This window comes from Pseudomonas arabinosi, assembly GCF_047758675.1.
GTDB classification, from domain to species: Bacteria; Pseudomonadota; Gammaproteobacteria; order Pseudomonadales; family Pseudomonadaceae; genus Aquipseudomonas; species Aquipseudomonas arabinosi.
The window spans coordinates 1,449,786-1,466,405 of sequence record NZ_CP180480.1; the positions used below are offsets into that span (position 1 = coordinate 1,449,786).

The following is a 16,620-nucleotide window of genomic DNA, read 5'->3' on the forward strand; positions in this document are numbered from 1 at the left end:
GGCAGTGGAGCCCCTCGGTAATTACCTTGTCAGAATTGGGGCTTTTCATTACCATTCGGCAAAATTTTTATAAGTTCAGATTTTTACTTAGTAGACGCCTGATTTAACAGGCCACAAAGCTGATGGGAGAGGACTGAATGAGCAATGACGGCGTGAATGCAGGCCGGCGTCGCTTCTTGGTAGCAGCCACATCCGTGGTGGGTGCTGCAGGAGCGGTGGGGGCTGCGGTCCCGTTCGTGGGGTCATGGTTTCCCAGTGCCAAGGCGAAAGCCGCAGGTGCACCGGTGAAGGTGAATGTCAGCAAGATCGAGCCAGGCCAGCAGATGATTGCTGAGTGGCGCGGTCAGCCGGTGTTTATTGTCCGCCGTACCGAGGAAATCCTGGGGAATCTGAAAAAGATCGAGGGCCAGCTGTCTGACCCGACCTCCAAGAACTCGACACAACCGACCTATGTCGACCCGGAAACGCGATCGATCAAGCCAGAGGTTCTGCTGCTGATCGGTATCTGCACGCACCTGGGTTGTTCGCCGACCTTCCGTCCAGAAGTGGCACCTGCGGATCTGGGCAAGGACTGGGTAGGTGGATATTTCTGCCCTTGCCACGGTTCCCACTACGATCTGGCTGGCCGCGTCTACAAGTCGCAACCTGCGCCTTTGAACCTGCCAGTTCCCCCGCATTCCTATGAGACCGATGACATCATTGTCATTGGCGTCGATACGGAGAAAGCGTGATGAGCAAGTTCATGGATTGGGTTGATGCGCGCTTTCCCGCGACCAAAATGTGGGAAGACCATCTCAGCAAGTACTACGCCCCGAAGAACTTTAACTTCTTCTATTTCTTTGGTTCCCTCGCACTGCTCGTTCTGGTCAACCAGATCGTTACCGGTGTCTGGCTGACCATGAGCTACACCCCGTCGGCGGAAGAGGCGTTTGCTTCCGTCGAATACATCATGCGCGACGTCGAGTACGGCTCGATTCTGCGCCTGCTGCACTCCACTGGCGCTTCGGCGTTCTTCATCGTGGTCTATCTGCACATGTTCCGTGGCTTGCTCTACGGTTCGTACCAGAAGCCGCGTGAGCTGGTGTGGGTCTTCGGCATGCTGATCTATCTGGCGCTGATGGCTGAAGCCTTCATGGGTTATCTGTTGCCGTGGGGGCAGATGTCCTACTGGGGTGCCCAGGTGATCATCTCGCTGTTCGGTGCGATCCCGGTCATCGGCAACGACCTGACTCAGTGGATCCGTGGTGACTACCTGATTTCCGGTATCACCCTGAACCGCTTCTTCGCCCTGCACGTTGTGGCCTTGCCGATCGTGATCCTCGGTCTGGTGGTGCTGCACGTTCTGGCGCTGCACGAAGTTGGGTCGAACAACCCGGACGGCGTGGACATCAAGAAATACAAAGACGAAAACGGCGTACCGCTGGACGGCATTGCCTTCCACCCGTACTACACCGTGAAAGATATCGTCGGCGTGGTGGTGTTCCTGTTCATCTTCTGCTCGATCGTGTTCTTCTTCCCGGAAATGGGCGGCTACTTCCTCGAGAAGCCGAACTTTGAAGTGGCGAACGCCTTCAAGACGCCAGAGCACATCGCTCCGGTCTGGTACTTCACCCCGTTCTACGCGATTCTGCGGGCGATTCCGGACAAGCTCCTGGGCGTTATCGCCATGGGCGCGGCCATCGCTGTGCTGTTTGTCCTGCCATGGCTCGATCGTAGTCCGGTCAAGTCGATGCGCTACAAAGGCTGGATGAGCAAGATCTGGCTCTGGGTGTTCTGCATCTCGTTCGTGATCCTGGGCGTGCTGGGCGTATTGGCCCCAACCCCTGGTCGGACGTTGCTGTCGCAGGTATGTACCTTCCTGTACTTCGCCTACTTCATTCTGATGCCGTTCTACACCAGGCTTGAGAAGACCAAACCGGTTCCGGAAAGGGTGACTGGCTGATGAAAAAGCTATTTGCTGTACTGATTCTTGCGGCGATGCCTGTGTTCTCGTTCGCCTCGACAGCTGGCGCTCCCGAGTTGGAAAAGGTCGATATCGACGTCTCCGACAAAGCAGCCATGCAGGACGGCGCACGTACGTTCGCCAACTATTGCATGGGCTGCCACAGCGCCAAGTTCCAGCGCTACGAGCGTGTGGCCGATGATCTGGGCATTCCTCATGAGCTGATGCTTGAGAAGCTGGTGTTCACCGGCGCCAAGATCGGCGACCACATGAGCATCGGCATGCAGCCGGCTGACGCCAAGACCTGGTTCGGTGCGGCGCCGCCCGACCTGACCCTGGTCGCTCGCGTTCGTGGCACTGACTGGCTCTACGGTTACCTGCAATCTTTCTACGAAGACCCATCGCGTCCTTGGGGCGTGAACAACAAGGTGTTCCCGAACGTCGGGATGCCTAACGTTCTGGTCGGCCTGCAAGGTCGTCAGGTGGTAGGCTGTAAACAAGTTCAAATCGTCGAAGACGGCAAGAAGCAATACGATCCGCTGACGGGCACGGCTTTGACTCATGAAGCCTGCGACCAGCTGACCGTGCTGCCGAAAACCGGCACGCTGAACGAAGAGCAGTTCGACGAGAAGGTCAAGAATCTGGTGACCTTCCTGGCCTACTCGGCCAACCCGGTGAAGCTGCAGCATCAGCGCATCGGTACCTATGTGTTGCTGTACCTGGCGTTCTTCTTCGTATTCGCATATTTGCTCAAGCGTGAATACTGGAAAGACGTCCATTGATATTGCTGTAAAATTGCTGTCAATCGCGCGCGCCCAAGGGCGTCTCTGAAGGTGTAACGAGCCTGGTGATCCAGGCGTTACGAGAGGCGCCCTCTGGGCGCGCGCGTTTTTCCGTTTCCGATAATTTCAACAAGCGAGGAGGACCGCCATGGGCGTGACCAATCGGTTGGCCTGTTACTCCGACCCCGCCGACCACTATTCCCACCGAGTGCGTATCGTACTTGCAGAGAAGGGTGTCAGCGCCGAGATCATTTACGTGGAAGCTGGTCGCCAGCCGCCTAAACTGATTGAAGTGAACCCTTACGGCAGCTTGCCCACCCTGGTCGATCGTGACCTGGCGTTGTGGGAGTCGACCGTGGTGATGGAATATCTGGATGAGCGTTACCCGCACCCGCCTTTACTGCCGGTTTATCCAGTGGCGCGTGCCAACAGCCGTCTGCTGATTCATCGTATTCAGCGTGACTGGTGTGGCCTGGTGGATCTGATTCTGGATTCCAAGTCCAAGGAAGCAGCCCGTGTCGTGGCTCGTAAAGAGCTGCGCGAAAGCCTGACCGGCGTGTCGCCGTTGTTCGCCGACAAGCCGTTTTTCCTCAGTGAGGAACAAAGTCTGGTGGATTGCTGCCTATTGCCAATACTCTGGCGATTGCCGATTCTGGGTATTGAACTGCCGCGGCCTGCCAAGCCGCTGCTTGATTACATGGAGCGCTCGTTTGCGCGTGAGGCTTTCCAGGCGAGTCTGTCTGGTGTCGAACGCGATATGCGCTAAGGCTTAAGGAGCCGCTATGAACTCCAGTCGACCTTATCTGGTCCGCGCGCTCTACGAGTGGATTGTGGACAACGATTGCACCCCGCACATGCTGGTCAATTCCGAGTATCCGTCGGTGCAGGTGCCTCAGGGGTTTGCCAGTGACGGACAGATTGTCCTGAACGTATCGCCGGCAGCCGTGCGTCATCTGCACATGGACAACGAAGCGGTCAGCTTCGAAGGGCGTTTCGGTGGCGTGCCGCATACCCTGTACGTGCCTATCGCATCGATCCTGGGCATTTACGCCCGGGAGAACGGTCAGGGCATGGTGTTCGATCTGGAATCGCCTATGGAAGACGAGGAAGAGATCGAGCCGGATGACGATATTCCGCCACCCGACAGCGAGCCGCCGCGTCCCAGCGGTCGACCGAGTTTGAAGGTGGTGAAGTAATAAAAAAGGCGATCCGGATGGATCGCCTTTTTTGTGCCTGCGTGTTGCGTGTCAGTCGATGTACTCAAACAGTTTCACGATCTTCTGTACGCCGGAAACGCCTTGCACCAGGTTGGTGGCCTGAGCGGCTTCCTGCTTGGTCAGCAGGCCCAGTAAGTAGACAATGCCGTTCTCGGTGACAACCTTGATGCGCGAGCCCGGGATGTTCGGGTCGGTGAGCATCTGGGTCTTGATCTTGGAAGTCAGCCAGGTGTCGTTCTGGCGGGCAAGGAAGCCGGAGGGTGGCAGGACTTGCAGTTCGTTGTGGACTGTCTTCACGCGCTGAACAGCCGCAGCGGCCTGTTCGGCCTTGGCCTTGAGGTCGGCACGCGGAGTTTGCCCGGCGAGCAGTACGACACCGTTGAAGCTGGTGACGACGATGTGCGAATCGTTGTCCAGGGCTGGATCGGCCTTGGCGATGTTCACGCCGACCTTGGTGTCGATCAGAGAGTCGTCGATCTTACTGCCGAAGGTGCGGGTGCCGCGGTCATCTTCGATCGGTGCTTCACGGCTGGCGTTAACCACCGAGGTGCAGCCGCTGATGCCGAGGCACAGGGTCAAGGCCAGAAGGCCTAGGCGATTAGGGGTCATTCTTCACTCCCGAACAGTTGGCTGTCGATCAAATCGCAAAGGCAATGGATCGCCAGCAGGTGGACTTCCTGAATACGTGCGGTGACGTTGGCCGGTACGCGAATCTCGACGTCCTCGGGCAATAGCAGCGACGCCATGCCGCCGCCATCGCGACCGGTCAATGCTACGACAATCATTTCGCGATCATGTGCGGCCTGGATCGCTTGAATAATGTTTGCCGAGTTGCCGCTGGTGGAAATCGCCAGCAATACGTCACCCGGCTGGCCGAGGGCGCGGATCTGTTTGGAGAAGATTTCGTTGTAGCTGTAGTCGTTGGCGATCGAGGTGATCGTCGAGCTGTCGGTGGTCAGCGCAATCGCTGGCAGGCTCGGACGCTCGCGCTCAAAACGGTTGAGCAGCTCCGACGAGAAGTGCTGGGCATCACCGGCAGAGCCGCCGTTACCGCAGGACAGCATTTTGCCTTCGTTGAGCAGGGCGTTGACCATCACCTGGCTGGCTTGCTCGATGTGCGGTGCAAGTACGTCCATCGCCATTTGCTTGGTATCGATACTGGCCTGAAAAAGCTGGCGAATTCGGGATTGCATGTCCATCTGTGTGACCTTAATTAGCGCGGCTACTCGGCACATGAATGTGCAGCCCGCAAAGCAAAGAGCAAAAGTGTTGGGTGGAGGTGTCCGGTTCGGTGTGCTCGCGATCAGCTGTCGAAGGCATTCTGCAACCAATTCAACTGATCGAGGTTGCTGTCGATGGCAACCACGTCGAAACGGCAAGGGGAATTGGCCCAGCGCGACTCGCGCTGAAGAAAATATTGCGCGGCAAATATCAGCTTCTGCCGTTTGCGCTCATCAATGCTATCGAGCGCGCCACCCCATTGAGTGTTTTTTCTGTAGCGGACTTCAACGAATACTACTGTATCGCCATCAAGCATGACCAGATCAAGCTCGCCGCGTTTACACAACCAGTTCTGCGCCAGCAGGCGCAGACCCTGTTGTTGAAGATGCTCGAGCGCATGGCGCTCGGCATCTTTACCGCTTTGCTGGCGTGATCTGTCGGGCATCAGCGCGGGGTGTCCGGGAGGCGTTGAACCTGGCCGCTGACGAACTGTGCCCATGGCAACTGACGCACGACTCGCTGGTTAGCAGTCATGCCCAGGCTGCCCGATTGACCTTCGATGCGGCTGTCCGGCAATGCCTTGAGTTGTCCCAGGCGCGGAGCCAGACGATAGGCGTCAACGCCCATTGCGTACAGACGACCCAGGCTGCCACCGGCCTGTGGCCATTGAGCAGTGACCTGTTTGCGCAGTGGATCGTTGGCCTCCAGCAACCATGGGGTTTCGCAGAAGCGAATGCCGTTCATGTCGTTGTACTGGTTCACATCGCCGCTGGCGCTGAATACGTGGGAGGTGGCGTAAACCGGCACATCACCAGCGTACTGGAAGTTCAGGGTCGGCTTGATCTGCTGGGCTTGCTGAGGCGTTGCAGCCAGGAAGATGAACTCGATGTCCTGGCGACGCGAAGGCTGGGCGGCTACCTGCCCGCCAACGGTGCTTTGCAGGCTCTTGGCGCGACCTTCGCTCTGACGCAGCTGGAACATGTCGGCAATCTGCTGGGCCAGTTGAACCGGTTGGTCGACACGTTCGGTAGCGACAATGCTGCCACCGTTGGCCTGCCAATCCTGGCTGAACGCTTTCAAGACGCGATCACCCCATTCGCCTTTCGGCACCATGATGGCTGCGCGATGCAGGCCATCGGCGCGAGCACGGCGGGACACTTCGCGGGCTTCGTCTTCAGCCGCAAGACCGAACTGGAACAGTTGGGCCGGGCCTTGTGCGCCTTCGCTGTAATTCAGCGCCAGGGTGGTGATCGGCAGTTGCGGGCGAGCGCTGAGCTGTTTGACCAGCGGTTTCTCCAGCGGGCCGACGACCAGTTGCACGCCGTCGGCCTGGGCCTTGCGATAGAACTCGTCGAGGGACGTCAGGCGCGAGCTGTCATAGAACTCGATGGCTGGCGGCTTCTGCCCGGCTTGTTGGGCCTGGTAGTGAGCAGCCATGAAGCCTTCGCGCAGTGCTTTGCCGACCGACGCCAACGGGCCGTCTTGTGGCAGCAGCAGGGCGATTTTGCTCAAGGGCTGGCTGGCCAGTTCCTTGAGCTTGGTCAGTGGCAGCGGCAACTGAATGGCGGCCGGGTGCTTTGGATTCTGTGCGCGCCAGTTGTCGATCGCGGCTTGCTGCTGTTCCAGGGTGCCGGCAGTTTTCACCGCCTGTGCCAGGCCCATCCAGCCGCCGAGGTCGTCGGTGGCGCTCGGCTGCAATTGATCAGTCGGCAGCGAGGCGATCAGGGTCCAGATAGCTTCGTGGTTTTTGCTTGCCGCTTCGCCTTCAAGCATTGGCGCAATGAAGATGCGCTCCCGTGCGGCAGCCAGGGTCTGGCCATCGGCTTCAAGGGCGCGGGCATGAACAGTGCCGGTGCGAACCTGTTGCTCAACCGGCAGTTCACTCAGGCGTTGCAGGCTCGGATGACTCAAGGCTGTCAGCGCCGCTTTGGGCTGATTGCGAACCATGGCCAGTTCAGCCGCCAGGGTACTGGCGAAAACCTGTTGGCCAGGCTTGAGTGTTTCGACGGGGACCTGTTGCAGGATTTGCGCGGATTGGCCGGCGTTCCCCTGACGATAGGCCAGGTCTGCCGCGCTCAGGCGCAACAGGGAGGCTTTTTCCGGGTCTTTGCTTTGAGCGGCCTGTGCGAGCAATTGCTCGATACTGGCATCCGGGGTCCGTGGAAGTTCGCCAAGGCTGGAGGAGGGCGAGCTGGCGCAAGCCGCCAGCAAGGCAGCGAGGCAGAGGGCAGTGAGCAGCCGCAGGCAAGCGATCATGTAAGTGTTCCTGATACTCGATCAAATTAGCGTGGAATTGTACCCAAGCACTGGCCGGGGCGCGATGTTACTGGTGTGAATCGATCAATTTAGCTCGTGCAAATGTTGCGGCACTGCACAAAAGGCTGCAAAACCGAGGGTTGCTTGCGCGTATCGCGAACGTCATGACGCGCTACAATGGCAGCTTTTACCGATCATGAGGTGTGCGCTTTGACTGCTCCAGGTGCTTTGAATTCCGCTGCTGGCTCGCTTTATGTGGTGGCGACGCCCATCGGCAACCTGGACGACATCAGTGCGCGTGCACTGAAAATCCTGCGCGAGGTCGCCCTGATCGCCGCCGAAGATACCCGTCACTCTCAGCGATTGATGCAGCATTTCGGCATTCCTACACCGCTGGCAGCCTGTCATGAACACAATGAGCGGGATGAAGGTAGCCGCTTTATCACTCGCTTGCTTGCCGGCGACGATGTGGCGCTGATTTCCGATGCCGGCACGCCGTTGATTTCCGATCCGGGTTATCACCTTGTGCGTCAGGCTCGTGCTGCGGGTATCAATGTGGTGCCGGTTCCGGGCGCCTGCGCGTTGATCGCGGCGTTGTCGGCGGCGGGGTTGCCGTCGGACCGTTTCATCTTCGAAGGCTTCCTGCCGGCCAAGGCTGTCGGTCGGCGCGCCCGTCTTGAGTTGGTAAAGGAAGAGCCGCGCACGCTGATTTTTTATGAGGCGCCACACCGCATCCTTGAATGTCTGCAAGACATGGAACTGGTGTTCGGTGGGGAGCGCCCGGCTTTGCTGGCCCGTGAAATCACTAAAACCTTTGAAACCCTTAAAGGCTTGCCGCTGGCCGAGTTGCGCGAGTTCGTCGAGTCAGACAGCAATCAGCAGCGCGGTGAGTGCGTGGTGTTGGTGGCGGGTTGGTCTGCCCCCGAGACCGAGGATGCCGTCAGCAGTGAAGCGATGCGCATTCTGAATCTGTTGCTTGAAGAAATGCCGCTCAAGCGAGCCGCGGCGTTGGCGGCGCAAATTACCGGCGAGCGCAAGAATGTGCTCTATCAGGTCGCGCTGGATAAACAGAAGGGCGAGTAAAAATCGACGTGCAGGCGTAGCCCACGGCGTTTAGCGCTTGTCCTTCGGCTGCTCTGCCGTTAATCTTCGCGGCGGAGAGTCGATCGGACAGTCGCTGCCCTCTATGAAAATTAGGGGGGGGAGGAAAGTCCGGGCTCCATAGGGCGAAGTGCCAGGTAATGCCTGGGAGGCGTGAGCCTACGGAAAGTGCCACAGAAAATAACCGCCTAAGCGCTTCGGCGCCGGTAAGGGTGAAAAGGTGCGGTAAGAGCGCACCGCACGACTGGCAACAGTTCGTGGCTTAGGTAAACCCCACTTGGAGCAAGACCAAATAGGGTCCCAAGGCGTGGCCCGCGCTGGGACCGGGTAGGTTGCTAAAGATGTCCAGTGATGGCCATCGTAGACGAATGACTGTTCAAGACAGAACCCGGCTTACAGATCGACTCTCCACCTTTTTCCCCTCCCTGCTTTAATCATTGAGCAGGGCGCCTGTAGTAGCAATTTCCCTCCTTACAGAATCAACAGCAGAAGCACTTTCGTAATACCAAAAAAATCTTACTCTTAACAAATTACTTTAACTTTCGAGCGCAGCCTTCAGTGCTGGTTCAAGTTATTGAGCAGGATGACACGTCAGATTCTCGCTACCCCTCCTTTTACGCTCCTAAATCTCAGTTCTGTAAGGCTTTTCCTTTAATCCGCGCCTTGACGGTGCGGTGGCCGCATTCCTATAGTGTGCACAAGTGGCGGAAAGTGGCATGAAGTGGGTTTTTTGAGCTCAAAACGCTAATATTTGGAGAAAAGCTGACGTGTTTCGCGGAGCTAACGCTATCAGTCTCGACGCAAAGGGCCGTCTCGCTATGCCGAGCCGGTACCGTGACGAGCTCGTTTCGCGTAGTTCCGGTCAGTTAATCGTCACAATTGATGCCGTTGATCCGTGTTTGTGTGTTTACCCCCTCGATGAGTGGGAAATTATTGAAACCAAACTGCGCGCACTGCCTTCGCTTCGCGAAGAGAACCGCCGCCTGCAACGTTTACTGATTGGTAATGCCGTCGACCTCGAGCTCGATGGCAGTGGTCGTTTTCTGGTTCCGCCGCGTCTTCGTGAATATGCCAAGTTGGATAAGCGCGCGATGTTGGTAGGCCAACTGAACAAGTTCCAATTGTGGGACGAGGATGCCTGGGATGCGGTTTCTGCCGCTGACCTGGCTGCCATTCAACAACCGGGCGCCATGCCTGATGAACTGCGTGATTTGATCCTGTGACTATTGATAGCGGCTTTAACCACATCACCGTACTGCTTGACGAAGCCGTGGAGGCTCTCGCCGTACGTCCTGATGGCTGCTATCTGGACGGTACGTTCGGGCGCGGCGGACACAGCCGGTTGATCCTCAGCCAGCTCGGTCCCGATGGTCGAGTGCTCGGATTCGATAAAGATCCTCAAGCGATTGCCACCGGGCAAACGCTAGCGGCCGAAGACGGCCGCTTTGTCGTTGTGCAGCGCAGCTTTGCCGAGCTCGGTTCGGAAGTCGCCGAACGTGGTCTGGCCGGCAAGGTCAGCGGCATTTTGCTCGACCTCGGCGTGTCCTCGCCGCAGCTCGACGACCCTGAGCGCGGCTTCAGTTTCCTCAATGATGGCCCGCTGGACATGCGTATGGATCCATCCCGCGGGATCAGCGCTGCCGAATTCGTCAACACCGCCCCCGTGGAAGAAATCGCCCGGGTGTTCAAGCAATACGGCGAAGAACGTTTCTCCGGCCGCATGGCCCGTGCCGTGGCCGAGCGTCGCGACATCAAGCCGTTCGAGCGCACTGCCGATCTGGCTGAAGTCCTGAAAGTCGCCAACCCTGCATGGGAAAAGGGCAAAAACCCGGCGACCCGTGCGTTCCAGGGCCTGCGCATTCACGTCAACAACGAACTGGGTGATCTGGAAGCCGGCCTCGAAGCCGCGCTGGAATGCCTGGAAGTCGGCGGCCGCCTGGTCGTCATCAGCTTCCACTCGCTGGAAGACCGCATCGTCAAACTGTTCATGCGCAAACTGGTGAAAGGCGAAGCCGACAACCTGCCGCGCAACCTGCCGGTACGTCACGTCGCCTTCGAACCCATAATCAAAATCCATGGCAAAGCGCAGTCCGCCTCCGAGGCCGAACTCAAAGCCAACCCACGTTCCCGTAGCGCCGTCATGCGCGTCGCGGAGAAGCTGCGGTGAGCAAGCTTTTCGCCAAGCCACTTCCCGGCGGAAGCTTTTTCATGTTTCTGCTGTTTATTGGCGTGCTCGTGTCGGCCATCGGCGTTTCCTATAGCGCCCACTGGAACCGTCAACTGTTGAACTCGCTGTACAACGAGTTGAGCGTGCGCGACAAGGCGCAAGCGGAGTGGGGCCGTTTGATTCTCGAACAGAGCACCTGGACGGCCCACAGCCGTATCGAAGTCCTGGCGACCGAGCAACTGAAGATGCGCATTCCTGGCGCCGCTGAAGTGCAGATGGTGGCGCCATGATGAAACTCGAGGGCGCACTCTTTCCATGGCGGTTCCGACTGGTGGTGGGTTTGCTCAGCGTCATGGTCGCAGCGATTGCCTGGCGCATTATCGATCTGCAAGTAGTCGACCGTGCCTTTCTTAAAGGTCAGGGCGATGCGCGCAGTGTTCGTCATATTCCGATTCCGGCTCACCGTGGTCTGATCACCGACCGTAACGGCGAGCCTTTGGCCGTGAGTACCCCAGTCACCACCCTTTGGGCCAATGCCAAGGAAATGCAAACGGCCAAAGAAAAGTGGCCTGCACTGGCGGCTGCCTTGGGGCAGGACCCGAAAGCCCTGGCCGAACGACTCGAGGCCCAGGCCAACAAAGAATTCATTTATCTGGTGCGCGGGCTGACCCCCGAACAGGGCCAGTCCGTGCTCGATCTGAAAGTGCCGGGCGTTTATGGCATCGAAGAATTCCGGCGTTTCTACCCGGCCGGTGAAGTCACTGCCCATATGGTTGGTTTTACCGACATCGATGACCACGGTCGTGAAGGCGTCGAGCTGGCCTACGACGAATGGCTGGCCGGGGTCCCCGGCAAGCGACAGGTGATCAAGGATCGGCGTGGCCGACTTATCAAGGATGTTCAGGTCACCAAAAACGCCAAGGCCGGAAAGCCCTTGGCGTTGTCCATTGATCTGCGTCTGCAATACCTGGCCAACCGTGAACTGCGTAACGCGATCATCGAGAACGGTGCCAAGGCCGGCAGCCTGGTGATCATGGACGTAAAGAGCGGCGAGATCCTCGCCATGGTCAACCAGCCGACCTACAACCCGAACAACCGTCGCAACCTGCAACCGGCGATGATGCGTAACCGCGCGATGATCGACGTGTTCGAACCGGGTTCGACCATGAAAGCGATTTCCATGAGCGCCGCGATTGAAACCGGACGCTGGAAGCCGACCGATACCGTTGAGGTCTACCCAGGCACCTTGCAGATTGGTAAATACACCATCAAGGACGTATCCCGGAGCGAAGGTCCGGTGCTCGACCTGACTGGCATCCTGATCAACTCCAGTAACGTCGGCATGAGTAAGGTCGCCTTCGATATCGGCGGCGAAACGATTTTCCGTCTGGCGCAAAAAGTCGGCCTCGGCCAGGACACCGGCCTGGGCTTCCCGGGCGAGCGCGTCGGCAACCTGCCGAACTACCGCGAATGGCGCAAGGCTGAAACCGCCACGCTGTCTTACGGCTACGGTATTTCCGTGACCGCGATCCAGTTGGTCCACGCCTTCTCGGCCCTGGCCAACAATGGTCGCCTCGCGCCGCTGACCCTGATCAAGACCGACAAGCCACCGCAAACCACACAGGTATTGCCGGAGGCGGTCGCGAAAACCATGCAAGGCATGCTGACGCAAGTGATCGAAGCCCCGCGTGGTGTCTTCCGTGCGCAAGTGCCGGCGTACCACGTGGCAGGCAAGTCGGGTACTGCGCGTAAGACATCTGTGGGCACCAAAGGCTACGCCGAGAATTCCTACCGTTCGCTGTTCGCAGGCTTCGGCCCGATGAGCGATCCGCGTTACGCCATTGTGGTGGTGATCGATGAGCCGACCAAGGCCGGCTACTTCGGTGGTCTGGTATCGGCCCCGGTGTTCAGCAAAGTGATGTCCGGGACCTTGCGCCTGATGAACATCACCCCGGACAACCTGCCACCTACTCAACAAGCGAACGCAGTACCGGTCGTTCCGCTGAAAGCCAATGGAGGGCGAGGCTGATGTCTCTGAGTCTGAACAAGATTTTCGCCCACGCCGGCCGCGATCTATTGATCCGCGAACTGACCCTGGACAGCCGCAATGTGCGGGCTGGCGATCTGTTTCTCGCCGTCCCTGGCGGCAAGTTCGACGGTCGCGCGCACATCGCCGACGCCCTGCAACGCGGCGCTGCCGCTGTGGCGTATGAAGTCGAAGGCGCGACCGTATTGCCGATTACCGATGTTCCGCTGATTCCGGTCAAAGGCCTGGCGGCGCAGCTGTCGGACATCGCCGGGCGTTTTTACGGTGACCCGAGTCGTCACCTGAACCTGATCGGCGTGACTGGCACCAACGGCAAAACCAGCGTGACGCAGTTGGTTGCGCAAGCCTTGGATTTGCTCGGCCAGCACTGCGGCATCGTCGGCACGTTGGGCACCGGCTTTTACGGCGCACTCGAAAGCGGCTTGCACACCACGCCGAACCCGATCGCCGTGCAGGCAACCCTCGCCGACCTGAAAAAGGCGGGTGCCAAAGCCGTCGCCATGGAAGTTTCTTCCCACGGTCTGGATCAGGGCCGCGTGACTGCACTGGCGTTCGATGTGGCGGTGATGACCAACCTGTCCCGCGATCACCTGGATTACCACGGCACCATGCAAGCCTACGGCGAAGCCAAGGCCAAGCTGTTTGCCTGGAATGATTTGAAGTGCCGGGTGGTTAATCTCGACGACGAATTCGGCCGCCAGCTGGCAGCCGATAAACGCGAGTCGCGCTTGATCACCTACAGCCTGGAGGACTCCAGCGCCTACCTGTATTGCCGTGAAGCGCAGTTCGATGACGAAGGCGTGCGCGCCACGCTGGTCACGCCGCAGGGCGAGCATCACTTGCGCAGCACCTTGCTCGGTCGTTTCAACCTGAGCAACGTACTGGCCGCGGTCGGCGCCTTGCTGGGGCTGGACTACGCGCTGGACGAAATTCTCAAGGTCCTGCCGAAACTCGAAGGCCCGGCCGGACGCATGCAGCGCCTCGGCGGCGGTACTCAGCCGCTGGTGGTGGTCGATTACGCCCACACACCGGATGCGCTGGAAAAAGTCTTGATGGCCCTGCGTCCTCACGCCAAAGGCCGTTTGCTGTGCCTGTTCGGTTGCGGTGGTGATCGCGATCGCGGCAAACGTCCACTCATGGCTGAAGTGGTCGAGCGTCTGGCTGACGGCGTGCTGGTGACCGATGACAACCCGCGCACCGAAGACCCGGCAGTGATCTTCGACGACATCCGCGCCGGTTTTACCGCTGTGGATAAAGTCACCTTCGTCGCTGGTCGTGGCCAGGCGATTGCCCAATTGATCGCCAGCGCTTCGGCGGAAGACGTGATTGTCCTGGCCGGTAAAGGTCACGAGGACTATCAGGAAATCAACGGCCAGCGTCACTCTTTCTCCGATCTGGTCGAGGCCGATCACGCCTTGACCGCGTGGGAGGTGGCCCATGCTTAAGGCCTTGAAACTGAGCGAACTGACCGGCGCACTGAATGCCCGCTTGGTCACTGCCGATGCCAGCTTCGACGGCGTCAGCATCGACAGCCGCGCGATCAAACCAGGCCAACTCTTTATCGCCCTGACCGGCCCGCGCTTCGATGGTCATGACTATCTCAATGACGTCGCCGCAAAAGGCGCCGTAGCGGCGCTGGTCGAGCGCGAAGTCGCCGACAGCACGCTGCCGCAATTGCTGGTGAAAGATACTCGTCAGGCGCTGGGGCAACTCGGTGCGTTGAACCGTGCGGCTTACACCCATCCTGTCGCAGCGATTACCGGTTCCAGCGGCAAGACCACGGTCAAGGAAATGCTCGCCAGCATCCTGCGCACGCGCGGTCCGGTGTTGGCGACCCGTGGCAATCTGAACAATGATCTCGGCGTTCCGCTGACCCTGCTCGAACTCGCACCGGAACATACCGCTGCGGTGATCGAGCTGGGTGCTTCACGTCTCGGCGAAATTGCCTACACCGTCGGCATGACCAAGCCTCATGTGGCCGTGCTCAACAACGCCGGGACCGCCCACGTCGGCGAGTTCGGCGGGCCGGAAAAAATCGTTGAAGCCAAGGGCGAGATTATTGAAGGGCTGGATGCCGATGGCGTCGCCGTTCTCAATCTTGACGACAAGGCGTTCGACATCTGGAAGACCCGCGCTGCCGGTCGCAAAGTGCTGACCTTCGCCCTGAGCAATGTCAGTGCCGATTTCTACGCCAGCGATCTGGACCGCGACGCTCGCGGTTGCCCGGCGTTCAACCTGCACACTCCTGAAGGTATGGAGCGCGTTCAACTGAACCTGCTCGGCACCCATAACGTCGCCAATGCCATGGCCGCCGCCGCCGCCGCCCATGCGCTGGGCGTGTCGCTGTTCGGCATCGCCACCGGCCTTGGCGCGGTGCAGCCGGTCAAAGGTCGCACCGTCGCGCAACTGGCCAGCAATGGCATGCGCGTAATCGACGACACCTACAACGCGAACCCCACCTCCATGTGCGCCGCTGTTGATATACTTGCCGGCTTTTCCGGCCGCACCGTTCTGGTGCTCGGAGATATCGGCGAGTTGGGCGATTGGGCGGAGCAGGGGCACCGCGATGTGGGCGAGTACGCCCGCGGCAAGGTTTCCGCGCTTTACGCTGTCGGGCCAATGATGGCTCACGCCGTGAACGCTTTCGGCGAGCAGGCTTATCACTTCACCACTCAGGCTGAACTGATCAAGGCCCTCGGCGCCGAGCAAGACACAAACACCACCATTTTGATCAAGGGCTCGCGCAGCGCTGCGATGGAAAACATCGTCGCCGCTTTGTGCGGGACCAGCCTGGAGAAACATTAATGCTGCTGCTGCTAGCGGAGTATCTGCAACAGTTCTACAAAGGCTTCGCGGTCTTTCAGTACCTGACCCTGCGCGGGATTCTCGGTGTGCTGACCGCGTTGGTTTTGTCGCTGTGCTATGGCCCGTGGATGATCCGCACTTTACAGAACCGTCAGATCGGACAATCCGTTCGTAACGACGGTCCACAGTCGCACCTGTCCAAGTCCGGCACCCCGACCATGGGCGGCGCGCTGATCCTGTCGTCCATCGGCGTCAGCACGTTGCTGTGGGCTGACCTGAGCAACCGTTACGTGTGGACCGTGCTGTTGGTGACTTTGCTGTTCGGCGCCATCGGCTGGGTCGACGACTACCGCAAAGTGATCGAGAAGAACTCCCGTGGCTTGCCGAGCCGCTGGAAGTACTTCTGGCAATCGGTGTTCGGCCTGGGCGCGGCGATCTTCCTTTATATGACTGCAGCGACGCCGGTGGAAACCACCCTGATCCTGCCGATGCTCAAGGACCACAGCATTCCGCTGGGCATAGGCTTCGTCGTCCTGACCTACTTCGTGATCGTTGGCTCGAGCAACGCGGTCAACCTGACTGACGGCCTCGACGGTCTGGCAATCATGCCCACCGTAATGGTCGGCGGCGGGTTGGGGATCTTCTGCTACCTGTCGGGTAACGTGAAATTTGCTGAATACCTTCTGATTCCGTATGTGCCGGGCGCAGGCGAGTTGATCGTGTTCTGCGGCGCCTTGATCGGCGCGGGCCTCGGGTTCCTCTGGTTCAACACGTATCCGGCTCAGGTGTTCATGGGCGACGTCGGCGCACTGGCGCTGGGCGCGGCACTGGGCACCATCGCGGTGATCGTCCGTCAGGAAATCGTCCTGTTCATCATGGGCGGCGTGTTCGTGATGGAGACCCTCTCAGTCGTCATCCAGGTTGCTTCCTTCAAGCTCACCGGTCGCCGTGTGTTTCGCATGGCACCGATTCACCACCACTTTGAACTCAAGGGCTGGCCCGAGCCGCGCGTGATCGTCCGTTTCTGGATCATCACCGTGATTCTCGTGCTGGTTGGCCTTGCCACCCTGAAGCTGAGGTAG

At 59.1% G+C, this 16,620-nt stretch carries 17 protein-coding genes and 1 other RNA gene; 14 read left to right on the top strand and 4 right to left on the bottom strand.

Annotated features, from left to right (window positions below):
- Positions 1–137: 137 nt before the first annotated feature.
- From petA to ACMXYJ_RS06695, 5 genes are all read left to right on the top strand, one after another.
- Positions 138–731: a ubiquinol-cytochrome c reductase iron-sulfur subunit gene (gene petA / locus ACMXYJ_RS06675; RefSeq protein WP_007905300.1), complete on the top strand. Its 594-nt coding sequence runs from the start codon at positions 138–140 to the stop codon at positions 729–731.
- Positions 731–1,942, top strand: coding sequence for a cytochrome b (locus ACMXYJ_RS06680; protein ID WP_095130463.1), 1,212 nt, complete (start codon positions 731–733; stop codon positions 1,940–1,942). Before petA ends, ACMXYJ_RS06680 begins: the two co-directional genes overlap by 1 nt.
- On the top strand, positions 1,942–2,724 hold the full coding sequence (locus ACMXYJ_RS06685) for a cytochrome c1 (RefSeq protein WP_415759194.1): 783 nt from the start codon (positions 1,942–1,944) through the stop codon (positions 2,722–2,724). Before ACMXYJ_RS06680 ends, ACMXYJ_RS06685 begins: the two co-directional genes overlap by 1 nt.
- A 148-nt stretch (positions 2,725–2,872) precedes the next feature.
- Positions 2,873–3,490, top strand: coding sequence for a glutathione S-transferase N-terminal domain-containing protein (locus ACMXYJ_RS06690; protein ID WP_123410150.1), 618 nt, complete (start codon positions 2,873–2,875; stop codon positions 3,488–3,490).
- Between the two features lie 16 nt (positions 3,491–3,506).
- Entirely contained in the window at positions 3,507–3,920 is a 414-nt protein-coding gene (locus ACMXYJ_RS06695; protein WP_008155980.1) for a ClpXP protease specificity-enhancing factor, read from the top strand.
- 51 nt (positions 3,921–3,971) lie between these two features.
- Here the strand turns inward: ACMXYJ_RS06695 and ACMXYJ_RS06700 are convergent, their stop codons facing one another.
- The 4 genes from ACMXYJ_RS06700 to ACMXYJ_RS06715 form a co-directional block, all read right to left on the bottom strand.
- A complete protein-coding gene (locus ACMXYJ_RS06700) occupies positions 3,972–4,550 on the bottom strand; it encodes a BON domain-containing protein (RefSeq protein WP_008147477.1) in 579 nt (192 codons plus the stop codon).
- Positions 4,547–5,140 carry a phosphoheptose isomerase gene (locus ACMXYJ_RS06705; protein ID WP_008025961.1) on the bottom strand — a complete coding sequence of 198 codons (594 nt, stop codon included), beginning with the start codon at positions 5,138–5,140 and terminating at the stop codon, positions 4,547–4,549. Before ACMXYJ_RS06705 ends, ACMXYJ_RS06700 begins: the two co-directional genes overlap by 4 nt.
- Before the next feature lie 104 nt (positions 5,141–5,244).
- Positions 5,245–5,607 carry a YraN family protein gene (locus ACMXYJ_RS06710; protein ID WP_019582357.1) on the bottom strand — a complete coding sequence of 121 codons (363 nt, stop codon included), beginning with the start codon at positions 5,605–5,607 and terminating at the stop codon, positions 5,245–5,247.
- Positions 5,607–7,418, bottom strand: a complete 1,812-nt coding sequence (locus ACMXYJ_RS06715; protein ID WP_415759196.1) for a penicillin-binding protein activator — start codon at positions 7,416–7,418, stop codon at positions 5,607–5,609. The genes ACMXYJ_RS06710 and ACMXYJ_RS06715 overlap by 1 nt, the downstream gene beginning before the upstream one ends.
- A 177-nt stretch (positions 7,419–7,595) precedes the next feature.
- Between ACMXYJ_RS06715 and rsmI the strand changes: the two genes are divergently transcribed.
- From rsmI to mraY, 9 genes are all read left to right on the top strand, one after another.
- Complete coding sequence (gene rsmI, locus ACMXYJ_RS06720) at positions 7,596–8,501, top strand: 16S rRNA (cytidine(1402)-2'-O)-methyltransferase (RefSeq protein WP_165353260.1); 906 nt, start codon at positions 7,596–7,598, stop codon at positions 8,499–8,501.
- Between the two features lie 75 nt (positions 8,502–8,576).
- An RNA gene (rnpB, locus tag ACMXYJ_RS06725) (RNase P RNA component class A) lies at positions 8,577–8,931 on the top strand.
- 355 nt (positions 8,932–9,286) lie between these two features.
- A complete protein-coding gene (gene mraZ / locus ACMXYJ_RS06730) occupies positions 9,287–9,742 on the top strand; it encodes a division/cell wall cluster transcriptional repressor MraZ (protein WP_008147486.1) in 456 nt (151 codons plus the stop codon).
- The gene (gene rsmH, locus ACMXYJ_RS06735; protein ID WP_415759198.1) at positions 9,739–10,686 is read left to right on the top strand and encodes a 16S rRNA (cytosine(1402)-N(4))-methyltransferase RsmH; all 948 of its coding nucleotides are present in this window, start codon (positions 9,739–9,741) and stop codon (positions 10,684–10,686) included. Before mraZ ends, rsmH begins: the two co-directional genes overlap by 4 nt.
- Complete coding sequence (gene ftsL / locus ACMXYJ_RS06740) at positions 10,683–10,976, top strand: cell division protein FtsL (protein WP_033053422.1); 294 nt, start codon at positions 10,683–10,685, stop codon at positions 10,974–10,976. The genes rsmH and ftsL overlap by 4 nt, the downstream gene beginning before the upstream one ends.
- A complete protein-coding gene (locus tag ACMXYJ_RS06745; RefSeq protein ID WP_415760687.1) occupies positions 10,976–12,715 on the top strand; it encodes a peptidoglycan D,D-transpeptidase FtsI family protein in 1,740 nt (579 codons plus the stop codon). The genes ftsL and ACMXYJ_RS06745 overlap by 1 nt, the downstream gene beginning before the upstream one ends.
- Complete coding sequence (locus tag ACMXYJ_RS06750; RefSeq protein ID WP_415759199.1) at positions 12,715–14,178, top strand: UDP-N-acetylmuramoyl-L-alanyl-D-glutamate--2,6-diaminopimelate ligase; 1,464 nt, start codon at positions 12,715–12,717, stop codon at positions 14,176–14,178. The genes ACMXYJ_RS06745 and ACMXYJ_RS06750 overlap by 1 nt, the downstream gene beginning before the upstream one ends.
- Positions 14,171–15,538 carry a UDP-N-acetylmuramoyl-tripeptide--D-alanyl-D-alanine ligase gene (locus ACMXYJ_RS06755; protein ID WP_415759200.1) on the top strand — a complete coding sequence of 456 codons (1,368 nt, stop codon included), beginning with the start codon at positions 14,171–14,173 and terminating at the stop codon, positions 15,536–15,538. The genes ACMXYJ_RS06750 and ACMXYJ_RS06755 overlap by 8 nt, the downstream gene beginning before the upstream one ends.
- Entirely contained in the window at positions 15,538–16,620 is a 1,083-nt protein-coding gene (gene mraY / locus ACMXYJ_RS06760; protein WP_095130482.1) for a phospho-N-acetylmuramoyl-pentapeptide-transferase, read from the top strand. The genes ACMXYJ_RS06755 and mraY overlap by 1 nt, the downstream gene beginning before the upstream one ends.

Excerpts from the sequence above, each read along its gene's own strand:
- ACMXYJ_RS06690 (WP_123410150.1), top strand. The coding sequence starts at position 2,873 with ATGGGCGTGACCAATCGGTTGGCCTGTTACTCCGACCCCGCCGACCAC.
- ACMXYJ_RS06705 (WP_008025961.1), bottom strand. The coding sequence starts at position 5,140 with ATGGACATGCAATCCCGAATTCGCCAGCTTTTTCAGGCCAGTATCGAT.
- ACMXYJ_RS06750 (WP_415759199.1), top strand. The coding sequence starts at position 12,715 with ATGTCTCTGAGTCTGAACAAGATTTTCGCCCACGCCGGCCGCGATCTA.
- mraY (WP_095130482.1), top strand. The coding sequence starts at position 15,538 with ATGCTGCTGCTGCTAGCGGAGTATCTGCAACAGTTCTACAAAGGCTTC.
- ACMXYJ_RS06695 (WP_008155980.1), top strand. The coding sequence starts at position 3,507 with ATGAACTCCAGTCGACCTTATCTGGTCCGCGCGCTCTACGAGTGGATT.
- rsmI (WP_165353260.1), top strand. The coding sequence starts at position 7,596 with ATGGCAGCTTTTACCGATCATGAGGTGTGCGCTTTGACTGCTCCAGGT.
- petA (WP_007905300.1), top strand. The coding sequence starts at position 138 with ATGAGCAATGACGGCGTGAATGCAGGCCGGCGTCGCTTCTTGGTAGCA.
- ACMXYJ_RS06700 (WP_008147477.1), bottom strand. The coding sequence starts at position 4,550 with ATGACCCCTAATCGCCTAGGCCTTCTGGCCTTGACCCTGTGCCTCGGC.
- ACMXYJ_RS06715 (WP_415759196.1), bottom strand. The coding sequence starts at position 7,418 with ATGATCGCTTGCCTGCGGCTGCTCACTGCCCTCTGCCTCGCTGCCTTG.
- ACMXYJ_RS06710 (WP_019582357.1), bottom strand. The coding sequence starts at position 5,607 with ATGCCCGACAGATCACGCCAGCAAAGCGGTAAAGATGCCGAGCGCCAT.
- ACMXYJ_RS06685 (WP_415759194.1), top strand. The coding sequence starts at position 1,942 with ATGAAAAAGCTATTTGCTGTACTGATTCTTGCGGCGATGCCTGTGTTC.
- ACMXYJ_RS06745 (WP_415760687.1), top strand. The coding sequence starts at position 10,976 with ATGAAACTCGAGGGCGCACTCTTTCCATGGCGGTTCCGACTGGTGGTG.
- ACMXYJ_RS06755 (WP_415759200.1), top strand. The coding sequence starts at position 14,171 with ATGCTTAAGGCCTTGAAACTGAGCGAACTGACCGGCGCACTGAATGCC.
- ACMXYJ_RS06680 (WP_095130463.1), top strand. The coding sequence starts at position 731 with ATGAGCAAGTTCATGGATTGGGTTGATGCGCGCTTTCCCGCGACCAAA.